The organism is Halomonas sp. DP5N14-9, assembly GCF_019802175.1.
Taxonomy (GTDB): domain Bacteria; phylum Pseudomonadota; class Gammaproteobacteria; order Pseudomonadales; family Halomonadaceae; genus Halomonas; species Halomonas litopenaei.
Map to the genome: position 1 here is coordinate 17,654 of NZ_JAHVHR010000034.1, position 18,448 is coordinate 36,101.

An 18,448-nucleotide genomic window follows, 5' to 3' on the forward strand; every position below is an offset into this window, starting at 1 on the left:
CCCCCCGGGCCAGGCCAAGCCTCGACGGCGCTCGGTCAGTGCTCGGTCAGCGCCGTCAGCGCAAAGCGCTCGGCGATCTGGCGATACTGATCGCGCTGGGCATGGTCCAGGGGAATGCCGGTCTGCTTGCGCTCATCGCGGGTCTGCCACTCGCGATCCCCCGGCGCCAGCACCCGCTGACCCTCTAGCGGCGTCATCTCGCGCAGATCCTTGAGGTACTCGGCCAGGCGACGCTCGAAGGCGCTGCGCTCCTCGAAGGCGCCCGGGTCCATCACCAGAAAGAAGTGGCCGACGCCGCGCGGAGTCGACATGTCCGGCCCGCCCATCGGCAGCAGGCGAAAACCGTGGACCATGTTGGCCAGGGTCGAACTCAGCACCTCGACCATGCCACCGAGCCCGGCCCCCTTGAAACCGAAGCCGGCGCCACCTACCGGCAACAAGGCGCTGACCTGGCGGGCATCGGTGGTCGTGCTGCCGTCGCTGGTCGCGGCGATGTCCGCCGGCAAGGGCCGTCCGATGGCCGCATACTGCTGCACCCGATTCATGGGCACCGAGCTGGTGGCCATGTCCAGCAGATACGGATCCTCGCCGGCCACCGGTGCAGCGAAGGCGATCGGATTGGTGCCGTGGAAGGCCCGCTGACTACCGTGGAGCAGGACGAACGGATCGGAATTGCAAAAGGCCATGCCGAGCATGCCCTGCTCTGCCGCGGCGAGGGCGTAGCAGCCGGCGGCACCGAAGTGCGACGAGTTGCCGACCGCCACCGCACCGATGCCGACCTCCCGGGCCATGCTGACGGCATGATCGATGGCCCGATACCCGGCCAGGTGGCCGAAGCCATCATCGGCGTCCAGTACCGCAGTGCCGGCCAGACGCTGCTTGATGCTCGGCGTCGGGCTGCCCTTGATCCGCCCGCCTTGCAGGGCGTTGAGGTAGTGCGGCAATAGCCTCAGGCCGTGGCTGTCGGTGCCCATCAGCGAGGCCGTGACCAACGCCTTGGCCACCGCTTCCCGGGAGGCCTGATCGGCGCCGGCAGCCGCCAGCGCCTGTTCGATAAAGCGATGCAGATCCTTGTAATCGACCCGACAGGCCTCGTATTGACTGGCACTCATGGGGATTCCTTGTGAGGGGGATAAGGGCCGCAAGGCGCGCGCCGATCGCTCGGCGCCGCCTTGACTCGGCCATACCGCGTCACCGCCGCAGCGGCGACCCGGGACTCAGCGGTAGACCAGCGTCGGCAACCACAGCGAAATCGCCGGAATGAAGGTCACCAGCAACAGCGCCACCACCAGAGGGATCAGGAAAGGCAGGGTGCCGCGCATGCACTTCTCGAAGGAGATATGCGACACCCGCGACAGCACGTAGAGCACCATGCCCACCGGCGGGGTCAACAGGCCGATCATCAGGTTGAGCACCATGATCACACCAAAGTGCACCGGGTCCACCCCGGAGGCCACCGCTACCGGCAGCAGCACCGGCACCAGGATGGTAATGGCGGCGATGGTCTCCATGAAGCAGCCCACCACGATCAGCACCAGATTGATGATCAGGAGCACGGCAATGGGATTGTCCTGGAAGGGTCCCAGCAGTCCCATGACGTGCTGGGTGACCTGGTTGCTGGTCAGGATCCAGGCGAAGATCGAGGCGCCGGCAACGATGAACAGGATCACCGCGGTGGTCTCGATGGTTTCCATGCTGACCTTCAACAGTCGCCGCCAGGTCAGGGTACGGTAGACCAGTCCCCCCAGAATCAGCGCATAGACCACCGCCGCGATCGCCGCCTCGGTCGGGGTAAAGGCACCGGTGACGATGCCGCCGACGATGATCACCGGGGTCAGCAGCGACAGGAAGGCCCGCGAGAACGTCTTGCCCAGCACCGAGACCGAGAACCGTGCATCGCGCTGGTAGCCGCGACGCCGCGACAGCCAGGTGATCATCACCATCAGCGTCAGACCCATCAGCAGGCCCGGCACCAGGCCGGCGGCGAATAGCTGCCCCACCGAGACCGACGCCATCACCCCATAGATCACCATGGGCAGGCTTGGCGGAATGATCGGGCCGATGGTCGAAGACGCTGCGGTGATGCCGACGGCGAACTCCTGATCGTAGCCGGCGTCGCGCATGGCCTTGATCTCGATGGTGCCAAGGCCACCGGCATCGGCCACGGCGGCACCGGACATCCCCGAGAAGACAATGCTGGCACCGACGTTGACGTGGCCCAGGCCCCCACGCATCCAGCCCATCAGCGCCTTGGCGAAGTCAAAGATGCGGGTGGTGATGCCGCCGTTGTTCATCAGGTTGCCGGCGAGGATAAAGAAAGGGATCGCCAGTAGCGGGAAGCTATCGATGCCGTTGACCATGCGGTGCACTACGACCACGTCGGGCACGCGTCCTGTCAGCAGAACGTACATCAGGCAGGAGCCGGCCAGGCTGATGGCGATGGGCACCCCGCAGACCAGCAGGGTAAACAGGGCGGCAAACAGAAACGAAAGGTAGTTCTCGAAAAACGCCAGCGCGATGCAGCCGACGACCGCCAGTGCCGCCACCACCGGAGGCACTGGCGATCCGCGCCGGGCACTGATCATTGCTTCAGTCATGGGGTTGTTCCTTGTTCGTGGCGCTCAGTCGTCATCGTCGCGAAACATCAATTCGCTCTCGCCGGTGCGCCAGTGACGCACCGCCAGCTGGATCGAGCGCACCAGCATCAGCACCACCCCGAAGAGCACCACGTAATAGAGCAGACTCTTGGGCAGGTCCACCGACACCATCATCGAGTTGGTGCGCTGGGCCAGCTGCCAGGTGATCCAGGCCAGCATGCCGAGAAAGGCGATACGCACCAGATCCACCAGGGTCCACATGACCCGGGCGGTGGGCTCCGACAGGTAGCGATAGAAGAATTCCACGGCGATATGCGAGCCCTTGCGGGCGGCCATGGCGCTGCCGAGAAAACCCACCGCTACCAGCAGGTAGCGGGCGATCTCCTCGGTCCAGGCGATGGAGTTGCCGAGCACGTAGCGACTGAAGAACTGAACAAAGACGTCCAACGCCAGAAGCCAGAAGACCACCAGCGTCAGATAGTCCTCGATGCCGTAGTCACCCGGCCGGATCCGGTCGTCGTCATCGGGCACCTCGAAGGCGCTGGTGGTCTCGTGTTCGACGCCAGGGTCACTCACGTCAGATCGGGTCATGAAGGATCTCCCGAGGGAGGGCGCACGGCGCCCTCCCCTCCGTCGTTTACTGGCCGATAGCCTGGAGGCGATCGTAGGTTTCCTGGTCCCAGGTCGCCGCGTCACCGTTGTGAGCCGGCATCACTGCTTCGCGGAACGGTGCGGTGTCGACCTCGTTGACGGTGACGCCCTGCTCCTCGAACCAGGCCACCAGGTCCTGCTCCTGCTGCACGATGTCGGCGGTGATCTTCTCGCCGGCCTCTTCATAGACGTCGCGGAAGATCTGCCGATCCTCTTCGGACAGGCGATTCCACAGCGGACCGCCGGCAATCGTGATCAGGGAGTCGGTGATATGACCGGTCAGGTTGATGACGTCCTGCACCTCGTAGAAGGCCTTGGCCTTGATCGTGGGCAGCGGGTTTTCCTGGGCGTCGACGACACCCTGCTGCAGGGCCAGATAGACCTCGGCGAAGGCGATCGGCGTAGGATTGGCGTCGACCTGCTCGGGGAACATCATGTACATCGGCGCGTTGGGGACGCGGATCTTCAGGTCCTGCATGTCCTCCGGCGTATTGATCGGCTCGTTGGACGTGGTGTGGCGCTTGCCGTAGTAATTCATCGCCAGCGGCACGTTGCCGGTAGCGTCCTCATAGCCCTGGGCGATCTCGGCGAACAGGTCGCTGTCGACGTAGGCCTGCCAGTGATCGAAGTCACGGAACATGTAGGGCGCACCGGCGATGCCGATGGGACCGTAGGAACGGCCGGCGAACTGATTGCCGGTAAAGATGAGGTCGACGGTGCCGAGGCTCAGCCCCTCGTTGATGTCGGCTTCCTTGCCCAGTGAAGAGGCTGGGTGCACCTCCACCGAGTAGCGGCCATCGGTGCGTTTCTCGATCTCTTCGCCGGCCCAGACGGCCCACTCGTGGTAAGGCTCCGAGGTCTCGTAGACGTGGGCGAAGGTCAGCGTTTCCGCCTGGGCGGCCGCCGACAGGCTGACGCCGACCATGGCGGCGATCAGGCTACGACGAATGAAGCGGGCGGGCGGCTGGCAGTGATTGGGGCGCATCTTGTTGTTCTCCCGGGCTCTTGTGGCGTGTGGAGTGTGCAAGGTGGATGCACGCAATCGAATCGACAGGCTCCATGCCTGGGCGACTGTATACGTGTCATACCACCGAGACTGAATCTAGTTGTCCCCACTGGCCCATGCAAGGAAGTGACGACGAGACTTTGGTCGATGCTCCACCAACGTCGGCCATGAAGAGGCACCAGTGCAAGGGAGCTTTGCAGGCGTGTGCGGAAGATCATGGCGCCTACCCACAGGACCTGGGACTTATCCTGCATCGCCCTGACATCACCGGCCTGAGCCTGGTCCCGCAGACGCTCGCCCTGGACGCCAGCAGCCTGCCGTCAGACTCGCTGGCCGGCGAAACGAGGCGACCTCACCTATGCTCCAGTAAGCCACGACGCGATCCCCAGAGGATCCCTTCGACGAGCCCGGAGACACGCCGTGACCGACAATGCCTATCTTGCCCCTCGACTCACCCTGCGCGTGGGCGTGACCGGGCACCGCCCCAAGGACCTGGCGGAGGCCGACCATGATGCGCTGGGCAAGGCGGCTCAGGACATACTCGAACGCCTCGCCACCGAGACGCGCCGGCTGGGAGCACAGGCCGAACCCGGCCTCTATGCCGATGAGCCTGCCTGCATGCGACTGGCCAGCGCCATCGCCGAGGGAGCCGACCGGCTGGTCGCCGAGGCGGCGGCCTCACGTGGCTACGAGATCAACCTGATCCTGCCCTTTCGACGTCGGCAATACGCCGACGACTTCAATGGCGACGCCCTGGCCGACTACTGGCGCTGGTTCGAGCATCCGGCGGTGACCAGCTGTACCGAACTCGACCTCGGCGAGCCCTGCGATCAGCGGGAAGCCGGTTACGAGGCGGCCGGCCATCTGGTGCTGGCGCATTCCGACGTATTACTGGCGGTATGGGACGGCAAGCCCTCCCGAGGGCGTGGAGGTACCGCCGAGATCATCGACGAGGCACGCCTGCGTGGCCTGATCACACTGTGGCTCGACCTGCAGGGCCAGTTGCACCTGTGGGTCCCCCGAGAGCACGTCGTCGAGCCCCTGGACGACGGCGACTGGAAAGCCCTGACGCCAGGTGACATCAGCCAGCTACTGAACGACCGACTCGAACAGCTGCTGTTGCTGGGCCGCGGCCCCGACGACGCCAGCTGCCCGCTCAAGGGCCTTGGCGACTTTGCCCGCCAGACCCCACGGCCGCGCACCCGTCACTGTGTTCATGAGTGGCTGCGCGCCCTGCTGGTGCGCGACGTACCCTTCGCCACATCGGTCGACCTGGGGCTTGAACGTGAACGCAGCGGAGCCTGGAAGGAAACACTCAGAGCCGCACACCATCTTGGCGGTGATAGCTACGAGGCGACCCTGGACCAGCGCCTGCGACAACGCTGGATCGCCGCAGACAATCGCGCCATCGACTACGCTCACCGCTTTCGCAGCGCCTACACCACCAACTTCCTGCTGGCAGCGCTCGCCGTGCTGGTGGGTCTGCTGGCGGTGCTGGCGTGGGACAGCAAGGGCGTCAAGGCGCTGCTGGTCAGCATGGAGCTTGCGATCATCGCCAGCATCCTGCTCATCACCTGGCTCGGGCGTCGTGGGCAGTGGCAGAGCCGCTGGCTGGCCTACCGCAGCCTGGCCGAGGCGATCCGCCCGGCACGGCTATCGCTGCTGATCGGTACCTCACCCGTCGGCGCCGCCGAGCCGCCGGTGGACAACGGTCGCTTCGACTGGATTCCCTGGTACGTGCGCTGCTCACTGCGGGAAATCGGCCCACCCGACGCCGTCGTCTCCGGTGATAGCCTCAGGCGGGCCCTGGACGTGGCCCTGCACGAAGAGATCGACGGCCAGATCGGCTATCACCGAAAAACCGCCGAGCGCCTGGAGACTCAGGACGATCGCCTCGAGTACCTGGCGAAGGGGGCGCTCTGGCTGACGCTGGCCAGTGGCGTCCTGTATCTGGTGTGCTATCTGGTCTACCTCAACGGTCCGGCACTTCCGGCGGAGCTCTACAAGCCCGTAGCCACCCTGCTCGGCGGCTTTCTGCCGGTGCTGGGCGCGGCCATCTTCGGCATCCGCGCCACCGGCGATCTACGTGCCGCCGCTCAGCAGTCCCGGCGCATGAGTCAACGCCTGAAGCGCCTGGGCAGCAAGCTGACCTCTCGCCTGAACACACCGGAGCGCCCCGTGGTCCGTCGTCTGCTCGGTCAGCTGCAGCTGACGATGGCCGACGACCTCAAGGTCTGGAGCATGATCTACAGCGAGCGGGAGCTGGTGCCCGGATTCTAGGCCCGTCGGAAAAGTACCTGCTGACCTGGCCGCCTTGCACACGGGATTCATGATCGAGAGACACCAGATTTTTGCCGCTCTGATTGGCGCCGAAGCCGTTGCCAAGACGACAGCGGCTATCTAGGGTGAAGACAGCCCCCCGGCCCCTGCTGCACCACCGGGGCTTCTGAAGCGGTAGCCCCGATACAGGCGGAGGCCTGCATGGACCGAGATCGCTGGGAGACATTTCTCGAGAAGCACCTCACGCCTGCAGACCAGGCCTTTCCCAGCGTGCCGCCCGTCCCGGGGGACTGGAAGACGCTGTCCCCCGAGGACAGTCTGCCGCTGTTGCTGGACCTGACCCAGGCCCAGCTCGCCGACGATATCCGGCCCACCTGCGAGTGCTTTACCGCCCTGGCGATCCGCGCCATGCCACTGTTGTGCTATCGCCGCCATCTGCTCTGCGACGTCCTGCTGGAGACCGAAGAAGGCCCCGGCCTGTTCGCCTTCATCTATGGCCAGAGCGGTGTCTGGCCGCTGGACCTGACCAGCAAGGCGCTGTTTCGACTGAACAGTGTCTATGGCGATCCTGCCACTTCCCCAGCCGCGGCGCTGGAATACCTGCACCTGTTCACCGGGTTCATCATCGGAGGTGCCGAGAGCGGCCGTTTTCGTGTGCTGGAATCCGCCGACTATTTTCCCTGGGTCGATGCCGATCCGCCGCCTCAGGCGCTCGATGCGGTCCGTCAGGCGCTGTCCAAGGTGAGCTATCCCCCCCGTGTGGTATGCGCCAACGACGAAGCCGACGCGCCAGCCCCCATGACCTTGCACAGCGGGGATCTGGCTGAACAGCGCTCCCTCAACAGCGACGTCGACAGTCCGGTCGTCGCCTGGCACATCCAGGTACCGGTGGTCTACGGGCGCTCGCTGTGGGACTGCGACTTCACGGTGCTGCGCGACGGCGAGGTCCACATGGAAGAGGACCGCACCCTGCTCGACGATCTGCCGCTGCGACTGGAACGCTTTATCGGCGCGGTGCGCCTGCCCTGAATCAGCTTACCTGCGCTGAGCCCCCTTGCCTGCCCACGAGGACCCCACACCATGACCCTGGTACCGGATGATTCGCCTCTGCCCCCTCGTCGCCTGCCGTCATCGGTGGAGGGGGACGGTCTGCTGGTGGGCTGGTCGCTGGAGCAGGGTCAGCCTCATCAGCCGTTCGGTTTCCGCATCGGGGCGCCAAGCACCAACGCGAACCAGGAGCAGCTCGATCCGATCCTGTTCGAGGGCAGCGGCCATCTGATGACCATTGCCCCCACCGGCTCGGGCAAGGGAACCGGCTGCATCATCCCCACCCTGCTGCGTTATCCGGGGCCGGTGATCGTGGTCGACCCCAAGGGCGAGAATGCGGCGGTGACCGCCCGTCGCCGCCGCCAGATGGGCCACAGGGTCATCGTGCTCGACCCCATGGGCATCACCGACCTGCCGGCAGATCGGCTGGACCCCACCGACATCGTCATCCCCAATTCACGCACCGAGCTCGATGACATCGCCATGCTGTCGGAGCTGATGATGGAGTCACACGGCTTCGACGGCCGTGACCGCTTCTGGCTGCAGCGCGCCCAGCAGGTGCTCAATGGTCTGCTGCTCTACCTGATCCGCAGCCAGCCGGAACAGCGCAAGGGGCTGCTCGGCAAGCTACGCAAGATGGTCAGCCAGGATACCGAAGAGCTGGCCAAGCTGGCCGAGCGCATGCGCCAGATGCAGGATCCGGACCTGGAAGCCACCGCCGCCAGTCTGACTCTGCCGGCCGAGACCACCCTGGCCGGCTACATGGCCTTCGCCCAGAACAGTCTCGGCTTCCTGCGCGGTGAAGCGGTACTGGAGGCTACCCAGGACTCCACCTTTTCGCTGGACGACGTCACCCGCGGGGAACTGTTATCGATCTACCTGGTGATTCCCCCGGAGAAGCTCGAATCCCACGGCCGCCTGCTGAGACTGTGGATCGGCGTACTGATCGCGGCGGTGGTGCGCCGACGCCGGGCGCCAGCGCTGCGTACCCTGTTCCTGCTCGACGAGGCACCCCAGCTCGGTCCTCTGCCGCAGCTGCGACAGGCCATCACCCTGCTGCGCGGCTACGGCCTGCAGACCTGGAGCTTCTGGCAGGACATGAGCCAGTTGCGACAGCTGTATCCCCAGGACTGGCAGACCATGCTCAACAACTGTCGGGTGGTGCAGTCCTTTGGCGTACCCAACATGAACGCGGCGATGGACCTGGCGACCCTGACCGGCTTCCCGCGCCCGGAGGAGCTGCTCGACCTGGATTTCGACGAGATGCTTTTGCTGATCGCCGGCGACGAGGCACGCCTGGCCAGGCGACCGGAATACCGCAGCGACCCGCTGTTTCGTGGCCAGTTCGACCGCAACCCCTTGCACGACAGCAGCCGAGAGATCATGCCCCAGGCGCTGCGTCCGCAACGTCGTCTGCGCAGAGTCAGTCCGGCACGGCCAAAGCCTACGCCACCACCGGTGGTCGATCCTGCCTTCCTGGATCGACTGCTGGCGCAGTGGGCCTGACGCCCGGGACAGGACCCAGCCCATGAGCGACGTCTCCCGCGAGCCCCCGAACGCCACAGCGACCGACCTCCCCCCTCCCGGGACAGCCGGTTCATCCGGTTCATCTGAAAACACCTTTCCGTCGCTGAAACACCCCAGCATCTTTCTTGCGTCACCCGGTGACGTGGCCTACCTGCGCCGCGCCTGCAGGGACGAGATCGAGACGCTGCATCACCAGGCCGCCGACGATCACGGCCTTCGGCTCTACGCCTGGGAGGTCGATACCGCCGAAGACGGTTTCGATGATGCGGTGCCGGCCCAGCAGCAGATTCCCCACCCCTCGGATCCCCTCTGCAGAGGGGTGATCTGCCTTTTCGGTGAAAAGGTCGGTAGCCCTCTGGCAAGCCATCACCCCATCGATGACCTGCGGGTCCTCGATCCCATGAAGCCCGACGACGGCGGCGATAGCCCAGGCCTGGTGATTCCCTGGGACAACGCCTGGGCCGACCGTGGTGGATTCGCCCTTACCGGTTCCACCTTTGAACTGCTGGCCACCCTGGCCTACCGCGAGCGACAGCGCCAGGAGGCATCGGCAGGATCTCGCGCACTGCCACTGCTGCTGTGTCTGGTCGGGCCGAGGGACCTGCTGGACACCACCGAGCCACTGAAAGCCGCCTGGGGCAACTATCGTCACTTTCATGAATGCCAGGACAAGTGCGGAACGGATTCAGCCTGCATCACCAGGCGACTGGAAGACCGCACCCAGCAGCTCAAGCAACTGATCAATCTGGTTGCCTTCGTGCAACGTCGCGGCCACGTCATTCGTGTCATCGATTCTCAGGACGCCTTTATCGGCGAATTGAGACGTTTCATGGAGCGGGACCTGAACCTGGCCCTGACGGCGTCGGACCGAGACCCCTTCAAGGGTCTGGAGTCCTACGACGTCGGGGACCACGCGCTTTTCTGCGGGCGCTCCGACCAGCGAAGCACCTTGAGAGAGGAACTCAAGCAGCGCTGGAACCAGCAGGACCGGGTCCCCGTGGTCTGGGTCGAGGGCGGAAGCGGCTCGGGCAAGTCGTCGTTCCTGCGTGCCGGCATCATCGGTGCCCTGGTAGCGGACAGCGCCGATCATCGCTGCCTTGATTGCATATTGCGCCCTTCCGACCTGGCCCCGGATAGCCGAGCCACGGACGCAGGAAGCGGCGACAGATGCGTGCTGACAATGCTCTTCGACGCCATCGTGAAACGCCTGGAAGGCGCCGGCTGGTGCGATGAACCAACTGCCAGGAGAGCTCGCCGTCTGCTGGGAAGGACGTCAACGGACCTGCGTATCGAAGCCCTGAACGAGGAGTTGTGTCTACTGCTGGACGCCGCCGCCACGCGCCTGGCTCGACCTCCTCGTCTGCTGCTGGGGTTCGACCAGTTCGAGGAGATCGTCGACGCTCTGTATGGCGAACAACAGGAAGCCGAGTTCTGGGATCCGCTGGTGCAGTGGCTCCACGCGACCCATTCATGCCGCGCCCTGGCCCCGCGTCTGGGCATCTTTGTCACCCTCCAGGGAAACCGTCAGGAGCTGGTGGAGCGCGACAGTCTGCTCAACGAACTCCATGCCACTGGCCAGGTAACGAGGATGTCGTTTCCTCCTGACAACAGTCTCGACGAAATTATTCGCAAGCCCTTTCGGCTGACCGGACGCCTGGCCATCAGCGACGCCCTGGTAGCCCGGCTCAAGGACAATATCCAGCGGATTCGCGGCCATCATGGTCGAGGCGACGCCCAGGACAGCCTGCTGCCGCTGTTGTCACTGGCGCTGCGCAATCTCTACGAGCACGGCCTGCGGCTTGCCGAGGAAGCCACCATCGCTGACTCGGCGTCCCTGGGTGACGCTATCACCACGAGCTTTGGCCGCAGTGGTGACCGCCAGGACGACAACGACATCCAGGGGCTCGGCACCAGCGCCACAGCAGGCTTCACCGAGAGCGCGTCTGGCTCCGAGGCCTTCCAGGCCACCGGTCACCCTCGTCCCCCCGACGGGGGCGACCGCCAGCGGGAGCCCCCCCTGTGGGTACTGGACACCGCCAACGCCGAGGGCCACGACAGTATCGAAGGCGCCATCACCCAACTCGCCAATGAGGCCTTCGAGCAGGCCAAGGCGGCGTCCGGCGCACTGTGGTCGGATAGCGTCGTCGGTGACCTGCTGCGTCGCCTGGTGGATTGGCGCCAGGTCGGCGAAAAGCATTTTACGCTACCCGCCACGGTCTTCCCCGCGGCGGATGCCACAGACGCCTTTCAATTGGCCCGGGCGTTGCGCGAGCGGCGCCTGCTGATCGATGAACGCCACGGGCGTGTCCGCCTGGTCCACGAAGCGGTACTCCACCACTGGCCCCAGGCCAGCGAGTGGCTGGAACGGGAGCGCCCGGTACGCGAATGCGTCCGCCAACTGGTGGGGGAAGCCGAGCACTGTCTTGCTAGCCCGCCGGACGCCGCGCGCTGGAACGCCTATCGCCTGCTCTACCTGGATCGCGCGGCCCGGGTGCTGGCGATCTGGCATGATGTGCTCGGCGAAGGCCCGCCAACGACCAAGGAGCTTGCCCGCCTGCGGGAGTTCTGCCTCACCCTGCTGCTGCTGGAAGCCGATCCTGCAGCGGTGGTCACCCAGAGCCCTCGCAAGCCGACACACCTGATCCTGGCCACCTTCTACCAGCGCGCCGATATCATCGCGGCAATGGTGGCCAGAAGGCCCGAGGCGGTCGATCTACCGCGCAAGGATGGCCGCACCGCGACCTTCTGGGCGGTCTGGAAAAACCGCCTCGACCTGTTGCAACCGCTGCTGGCGGCCGGTGCCGATCCTGACCACGCCGATGAGGACCACTGGCGCCCCGTACACCTGGCGGCACAGGCAGGAGCCGTCGACTGCCTGCAGCGTCTGGTGGAAGCAGGGGCCAGCCTGGACGCACAGCAAGCGCCCCACGGCCAGACACCGATGCACCTGGCCGCGCTCGCCGGCCAGCACAGGGTGCTCGACTACCTGATACAGCAACGCGGCCAGAGCCCCGACCTCACCAACGCCAACCGTCAGACCCCGCTGGAACAGGCGATCGCCAACGATCGAGCCGACACCATCAGCCACCTGATTGCCCTCGGGGCTGACCCGGCAGCCCCCCATCAGACGCACTGGAGCTATCTGCACTTCGCCGCCCGCGGCAATCATGTGAAGGCCGCCGAGGCGCTGGTGGCCCAAGGACTCGAGATCGACGCCAGGTTGGCCAACGACGCCACGCCGTTGCACCTGGCCGCCTACAATGATCATCCGGAAATAGCCCGCTGGCTGATTGAACGCGGCGCCGACCTCGGTGCCCTCGCGCTCGCCGCGGACTGGGGCAAGGAAAGCAGCGCCCGGGAACGGCAGGATGCCTGGCGCAAGGAAGGCGCAAAGGGAGTCCCGTCAGGCAAGCTCGGCGACTTCGAACACACCCCCTTGCACATCGCCGCCGCCCGCGGAGCCACCAGGGTGGCCGAGCTGTTGCTCGAGCACGGGGCCGATCCCGCCGCGGCGATCGGCGACGGCCGCACAGCGCTGCACCTGGCCGCCGAGCACGGCCACCCGGATACCCTGGCCCTGCTCTGCCATACAACTGCCACACTCGACGCCAGAGACCATCGAGAAGACACCAAGGCAGAGCAACCGATCCATCAGACCGCGCTGCAGGCATCGGTGACCGGTGGTCATGTCGCCTGTGCCGAGGTACTGCTACGCGCCGGCAGCGACCCGAACACCCAATTGCACTGGCCTGGTCGCAGCCCCTTTGCCGGCTGGAACCTGGTGCACCTGTGCGCCGATCAGGGACATGCCGAGCCAATCAGGCTGCTGGCTCGCCACGGGGCCGACATGCAGGCCACCACCCCGGATGGCCGCACGGCGCTTCACCTGGCCGCCCTGGCCAATCGAGCCGAGGTCGTCACGGCATTGCTGGATCTCGGCGGCGTATCGGTGGATGTCCTCGACAAGCACGCCATGAGCGCCCTGCAGCTCGCCTGCCTCAAGGGCGCGAGCGAGGCGGCCAAGGTCCTGCTCATCGGGCAGGGGGTCATCGAGCAGGCGGACATCGAGCAGGCAACCGAGCCAGGCGTTGCCACAAGAGGAAGCGCCAAGGCGCCCCTAGCCCCCACTCTGCTCCACCTGGCCTGTGTCGGCGGAGCGCTGGACCTGGTCGAGACGCTTATCATGGCGGGGGCAGACTGTGACGCCAGCGACGCCGAGGGCTGGCACCCTCTGCACCTGGCCGTACAGTTCAATCACCAAACCCTGGTCGAACGGCTTGTAGCCGCCGGCGCAGAGGTCGATGCCTGCGCAGAACAGCCAGGCGTCACCGCCTTGCAACTGGCCGCCGAAGGCGGTTACAAGGACATCGCTATCGTGCTGGCAGACGCCGGAGCCGATATTGACATGGCCACTCGTGACCGCGATGCACCGGTGCTGATCGCGCTGTCACTAGGCCAGTTTCCACTGGCGCTGGCCTTGATTCAGCGAAACGCCGATGCGGCCATGCGAACTCGCGACGGACGCAGCGTCGCCCAGGTATACGCTGAACGTCTGACCCGGACATGCACTCGCGACGACGCTGGACGCGCCCTCGAGGACGGCCCGGTGGCCGACCCCAGGATACTTGCCTGGCTCGAAGGCGCGGGTCAGTCCACCGCGGTTATCGAGAAAGCGGTGGCGGCCTTGCGCGCCCCTGCGGCGGATGGGGACCAGGAACAGTGCGCAGGCACCTCGCCCAACGACATGGACCCCGATCCAGCGATTGCCCGCGGCGCTCTCGCCCCGACCCTGGAAGGCAACCCCTGGCAGTACCCCTGGCGGCGCTGCAGGCCGGCATTTGTCGAGTCCCACTGGCCCTGCGGCAGCCGTATTGATGGAAAGCATCTCGCCGACAACAGACTGGTGGCCGACGCCTGCCGACTGCCCTGGTACCCCGACGCCACCCTGATACGCCTGCAACATCCCGACTGGATGCAGGGCCTGGCGCTGTACTTCGTCGAGGAAGGCGCTGCTGGAGACCACGTGCCGCGCCCGCTGACCCGGCTGACCGGTACTGCACCGCCGATCCACGAGTTGAACGCTCGCCAGCCGATCCAGCTTTGCGCTGCCAATGCGCTCGGCTACCTGCGCTTCTTCTGCTTCTTCGTCAGGGGGCCGGACGGTCCCTTCTATATTGTCGATTCGCTCGAGGATCCGCTGCTCCCGGTCCATCCCGATATTCAGGCCATCGTCGCCGGAAGCTGTCACGCGCCGCGCCAGGACCCGGCCGATGACGAAGACGTCTATCGCTACCTGGCGACGCTCTACTATGCCGACGCCTTTTTTCTCGCCCGCTTCATGCTGAGCGCCAGCGGCAACATCGAGATGCTCGATGACGAACCCATCGCTGCCGGATTGCCCGAGCGCATCCACGCGCCGCTGGACTGACCAAGCTACGGACGTCAGGACGACGGAACCGAAGAGGCGGTGGCATCTGAACCGCCCCCGGCCATCAGCCGCGATTCGCTCATCGCCAGCGCTTCGGCGATTCGCTCGCCCCCTAGCGGGCCCTTCCTCGAGCGCCAGTACGCCAGAATCTGCGGGAACTGATTGAAGCAAAGCCCCTGTTGACTGACGACCCGCCGATCCAGCGGAAAAAGGCGCAAGCCTTGCTGCATCAGGCCGTCCGCTCGCCCCTCTCCCCTCGCTCTCAGCAACTCGACCAGGGTCAGTGGATCGTCGCTACCGAAGCGTTCTCTGGCGGCGGCTCGCGCCTCCATCACACGCTCCAGCAGGACGCGTGCTCGCAGTTGCAGCCGCCTGTCGAGGCGCGCAGCAAAAATGACGGGGGCCAGCCGATTGAGGTCCGCCTGGGTCACGCCGGGCAGCCACACCAGTACACCGGAACGCATGGAAGGCACCAGATCCAGGCGATTCACCTGATCACAGAACAGACAGGCCGTCACGATATCATCGACATTGCGACTGTCAGTCCCCAGGGTCACCGCCTGCTGATACTTGGCGCTGCGAAAGCCACAAAAGCGACAACGGTAGTCGTCCCTGGCCCAGACCGCTTCGCGCGCGCCTGGCGGGGTGCAAGGTATCCCCGTGCAACGATAGCCAAGGACGTCATAGGCGCTGGTGGGGCGCGCCAGGCGAAAACGCAACTTGTCGGCGAGCAGGGAGTCTTGTTCAGACAGGGGACAGGACATGGCGCAACCTTGGCCAGACTGGCCATCCAGAGGACTCGATCGGGACACGGGGCCGCACTACGCAGCCAGTGCGCACCAGATCAAGGCGTGTCGTGGACGCAATCGTGCTTTCATTGACGCCGGTCAAGTTCAGCATAGCCTGCCGGCGCGTCCGCATGACGGTTTCGCCCGACCATCGCCACGGTCTCGCCGTGGCGGCGCCCGGTTCACGCCTACGACCCTGCACTCCCGCCCTGCGGCTGGTAACATGAAATGACGCGACAGGTGGCATCACATCAAGCCAACCAGGACGTTGGGCCTCATGCAGCAGTCCCGGGCGGCAAGCACCCGAAACCGCGGTGCGCCGCTATCAGAGATATAGCACACTATCAATGCAGCTATGCTGAAAACGCCGTCGCCCCCCGGAGACCCAATTCCCCTTAGGATCAATTTGTGACAGTCTACTGCGAATCATCATGAGAAGACCCCGCAATGAGCATTGGCTCGCCTCGGTCAAATCCATGATCCCAGTTTTCACCTTTTCCAGGAGTATCGGCATTGATCAGGGTTCTTGTCGCTGACGATCATCACCTGGTACGCACCAGCATCGTTCATCTGCTCAATGCAGAGAAGGACATCAATGTCGTCGGGGAAGCCGCGGACGGAGAAGAGGCCATTGCCCAGACTCGCCGCCTCAATCCCGACGTGGTGGTGATGGACATTCGCATGCCGGGCATCGGCGGGCTCGAGGCCACTCGCAAGATCCGCCGACTGACCTCGGACATCCGTATTCTTGTGCTGACGGCCTTTATCGAGGAAGCCTTTGCCCAGCGGCTGCTGGAGGCCGGTGCCCACGGCTTCATCAGCAAGGGTTCCCAGCACGACGAAATGGTCAAGGCCATCCGCGCGGTGTTCGCCGGACAGCGTTTCGTCAGCCCGGAGATCGCTCAACGGCTGGTACTGTCGCGCATCGACCACGAGGAAAATCCGTTCGATCAGTTGTCCCAGCGCGAGCTTCAGGTCGCGATGATGATCGTCAACGCCCAACGCGTCGCCGACATCGCCGATCGCATGTTCCTGAGCCCGAAGACGGTCAACACCTACCGCTATCGCATCTTCGAAAAGCTCGGCGTCAATTCCGATGTCGCCCTGACCCACCTGGGGCTGCGGCATGGGCTTGTCGAAGGCTTCAAGGAAGACTAGAAGCCAGCCTGAGGCTCTTACCCAATGTGCCGTCGGGGACGATACGTCCCCCGCCAGGCTCTGGTAGCATGAGCTCCCTGACGTGATGTGACAGGGTGAGCCTTACCAGACCATGACCTTCGATGCCCGACGCTTTCTCGAGACCGTCAGCGAATCACCCGGTATCTACCGGATGTTCGATGACCAGTCCAATACCCTCTATATCGGCAAGGCTCGCCGCCTGAAGGCTCGCCTGGCGAGCTATTTTCGCGGCGCACTCAATACCAAGACTCAGGCGCTGGTCGCTCGCATCCACGACATCCAGGTCACGGTGACCAACAGCGAGACCGAGGCGCTGCTGCTCGAACAGACCCTGATAAAGCAGCTCAGACCGCCCTACAACATCCTGTTGCGTGACGACAAGTCCTACCCCTTCGTGTTTGTCACCGACCGTCATCCCTTCCCCGCTCTGGAACACAAGCGCGCAAGGACCCGCCACGATGACGGCCGCTATTTCGGGCCCTATCCCTCCAGCGGCGCCGTGCGCGAAACACTATCGCTGATGCAGAAGGTGTTCCGTATCCGCAACTGCGAGGACGGCGTCTTCGCACACCGCACCCGGCCCTGCCTGCAGTATCAGATTCAGCGCTGCAGCGCCCCCTGCGTGGGCTACATCAGCGAAGAAGACTACCGCCGCGACATCGAACACGCCATCCAGTGCCTGGAAGGACGCAGCGAATCGGTCAGCCAGGAGCTGACCCGCGACATGGAGGCCGCAAGCCAGGCCCTCGACTTCGAGGAAGCGGCACGTCTGCGCGACCAGTTGCAGGATCTGCGCCGTCTGCAGCAGCGCCAGGTGGTGGATACCGGCAGCGGAGACGCCGACGCCTTTGCCCTGGCCTCCCAGCCGGGTGCCCTGTGCATCTCGGTGCTGTCGATTCGTCAGGGGCGTCTGCTGGGGGCGCGGCACTACAGCCCCGCCAACAGCCTCGATCTCGGGGAGCCGGAACTGCTGGGTGACTTCGTCAGCCAGTACTACCTCGGACAGGCCCGGGAGATCCCCACCGAAGTGCTGACCAGCCACGCCGTACCCGACGCCGAACTGATCGCCCGGGCGCTGAGCGAGCATGCCGGACGCCGGGTACGCATGACCGACAAGGTCCGCGGTCACCGCGCCCAGTGGCGTGAACTCGCCCGCACCAACGCCGAGCAGCAACTGGCCGGCCAACTGGCCAACCAGACCCAGCTCGCCAAACGTTTCGAAGATCTTCGCCAGGCACTCGAGCTCGACGAGACGCCGCAACGGCTCGAATGCTTCGATATCAGTCACAGCCACGGCGAGGCCACGGTGGCATCCTGCGTCGTGTTCGACCAGGACGGCCCGCGCAAGAGCGACTATCGGCGTTTCAACATCAAGGGAGTCGCCGCCGGCGATGACTACGCAGCGATGCAGCAGGCGCTGACTCGTCGCTTCAAGCGCTTCAACGAAGGGGAAGGCGTATTACCCGACATCCTGGTCGTGGACGGCGGCAAGGGCCAGTTGAACATGGCGCGAGAGGTGCTCGCCGAGCTCGCCATCAACGGCGTGATCCTGCTCGGGGTGGCCAAGGGCACCACCCGCAAGGCTGGCCTCGAGACCCTCTTTGTCGAGACCGTGGATCGCTCTCTGGCGCTGCCACCGACCTCGCCGGGTCTTCACCTTATCCAGCACATCCGCGACGAATCGCACCGTTTCGCTATCGCCGGCCACCGTGCCAAGCGAGACAAGGCCAGGCGCACCTCGACACTTCAGGATATCCCCGGCGTCGGCCCCAAACGCCGACGTGAACTGCTGCGCTTCTTCGGCGGACTCCAGGGCATCAAGCAGGCCACCCGCGATGAACTGGCTCGGGTCCCCGGCATCAGCGCCACCATGGCAGACACAATTCATCGTGCCCTGCATGGATGAGTTGAGGTATCACGGATAGAATGAACCACTTTGACGGGC

At 65.1% G+C, this 18,448-nt stretch carries 11 protein-coding genes; 6 read left to right on the forward strand and 5 right to left on the reverse strand.

Annotated elements, in window-relative coordinates; genetic code table 11:
• Window positions 1-35 precede the first annotated feature (35 nt).
• From KUW00_RS19515 to KUW00_RS19530, 4 genes are all read right to left on the reverse strand, one after another.
• Window positions 36-1,112, reverse strand: coding sequence for an Ldh family oxidoreductase (locus KUW00_RS19515; RefSeq protein WP_222569925.1), 1,077 nt, complete (start codon window positions 1,110-1,112; stop codon window positions 36-38).
• A 105-nt stretch (window positions 1,113-1,217) separates the two neighbouring features.
• Complete coding sequence (locus KUW00_RS19520) at window positions 1,218-2,597, reverse strand: TRAP transporter large permease (RefSeq protein WP_108450206.1); 1,380 nt, start codon at window positions 2,595-2,597, stop codon at window positions 1,218-1,220.
• Between the two features lie 24 nt (window positions 2,598-2,621).
• Window positions 2,622-3,188 carry a TRAP transporter small permease gene (locus KUW00_RS19525; RefSeq protein ID WP_052704549.1) on the reverse strand — a complete coding sequence of 189 codons (567 nt, stop codon included), beginning with the start codon at window positions 3,186-3,188 and terminating at the stop codon, window positions 2,622-2,624.
• A 46-nt stretch (window positions 3,189-3,234) separates the two neighbouring features.
• Entirely contained in the window at window positions 3,235-4,233 is a 999-nt protein-coding gene (locus tag KUW00_RS19530) for a sialic acid TRAP transporter substrate-binding protein SiaP (protein ID WP_045995038.1), read from the reverse strand.
• 441 nt (window positions 4,234-4,674) lie between these two features.
• On the opposite strand from KUW00_RS19530, the gene KUW00_RS19535 reads away from it, so the two are divergent.
• The 4 genes from KUW00_RS19535 to KUW00_RS19550 all read left to right on the forward strand — a co-directional run bounded on the left by KUW00_RS19535 (window position 4,675) and on the right by KUW00_RS19550 (window position 14,536).
• Entirely contained in the window at window positions 4,675-6,534 is a 1,860-nt protein-coding gene (locus KUW00_RS19535; protein WP_222569926.1) for a DUF4231 domain-containing protein, read from the forward strand.
• 201 nt (window positions 6,535-6,735) lie between these two features.
• The gene (locus KUW00_RS19540; RefSeq protein ID WP_045994185.1) at window positions 6,736-7,563 is read left to right on the forward strand and encodes a hypothetical protein; all 828 of its coding nucleotides are present in this window, start codon (window positions 6,736-6,738) and stop codon (window positions 7,561-7,563) included.
• Between the two features lie 51 nt (window positions 7,564-7,614).
• A complete protein-coding gene (locus tag KUW00_RS19545) occupies window positions 7,615-9,087 on the forward strand; it encodes a type IV secretory system conjugative DNA transfer family protein (protein ID WP_045994186.1) in 1,473 nt (490 codons plus the stop codon).
• A 22-nt stretch (window positions 9,088-9,109) separates the two neighbouring features.
• The gene (locus tag KUW00_RS19550; protein ID WP_222569927.1) at window positions 9,110-14,536 is read left to right on the forward strand and encodes an ankyrin repeat domain-containing protein; all 5,427 of its coding nucleotides are present in this window, start codon (window positions 9,110-9,112) and stop codon (window positions 14,534-14,536) included.
• A gap of 14 nt (window positions 14,537-14,550) precedes the next feature.
• On the opposite strand, the gene KUW00_RS19555 is transcribed toward KUW00_RS19550, so the two are convergent.
• Complete coding sequence (locus KUW00_RS19555; RefSeq protein ID WP_052704470.1) at window positions 14,551-15,300, reverse strand: hypothetical protein; 750 nt, start codon at window positions 15,298-15,300, stop codon at window positions 14,551-14,553.
• A 537-nt stretch (window positions 15,301-15,837) separates the two neighbouring features.
• Between KUW00_RS19555 and KUW00_RS19560 the strand changes: the two genes are divergently transcribed.
• On the forward strand, window positions 15,838-16,482 hold the full coding sequence (locus KUW00_RS19560; RefSeq protein WP_045994188.1) for a response regulator: 645 nt from the start codon (window positions 15,838-15,840) through the stop codon (window positions 16,480-16,482).
• A gap of 112 nt (window positions 16,483-16,594) precedes the next feature.
• Entirely contained in the window at window positions 16,595-18,409 is a 1,815-nt protein-coding gene (gene uvrC / locus KUW00_RS19565; RefSeq protein WP_045994189.1) for an excinuclease ABC subunit UvrC, read from the forward strand.
• Window positions 18,410-18,448: the final 39 nt, after the last annotated feature.

Coding starts and splice junctions, on each gene's coding strand:
- KUW00_RS19515 (WP_222569925.1), bottom strand. CDS start 1,112: ATGAGTGCCAGTCAATACGAGGCCTGTCGGGTCGATTACAAGGATCTG.
- KUW00_RS19520 (WP_108450206.1), bottom strand. CDS start 2,597: ATGACTGAAGCAATGATCAGTGCCCGGCGCGGATCGCCAGTGCCTCCG.
- KUW00_RS19525 (WP_052704549.1), bottom strand. CDS start 3,188: ATGACCCGATCTGACGTGAGTGACCCTGGCGTCGAACACGAGACCACC.
- KUW00_RS19530 (WP_045995038.1), bottom strand. CDS start 4,233: ATGCGCCCCAATCACTGCCAGCCGCCCGCCCGCTTCATTCGTCGTAGC.
- KUW00_RS19540 (WP_045994185.1), top strand. CDS start 6,736: ATGGACCGAGATCGCTGGGAGACATTTCTCGAGAAGCACCTCACGCCT.
- KUW00_RS19545 (WP_045994186.1), top strand. CDS start 7,615: ATGACCCTGGTACCGGATGATTCGCCTCTGCCCCCTCGTCGCCTGCCG.
- KUW00_RS19550 (WP_222569927.1), top strand. CDS start 9,110: ATGAGCGACGTCTCCCGCGAGCCCCCGAACGCCACAGCGACCGACCTC.
- KUW00_RS19555 (WP_052704470.1), bottom strand. CDS start 15,300: ATGTCCTGTCCCCTGTCTGAACAAGACTCCCTGCTCGCCGACAAGTTG.
- uvrC (WP_045994189.1), top strand. CDS start 16,595: ATGACCTTCGATGCCCGACGCTTTCTCGAGACCGTCAGCGAATCACCC.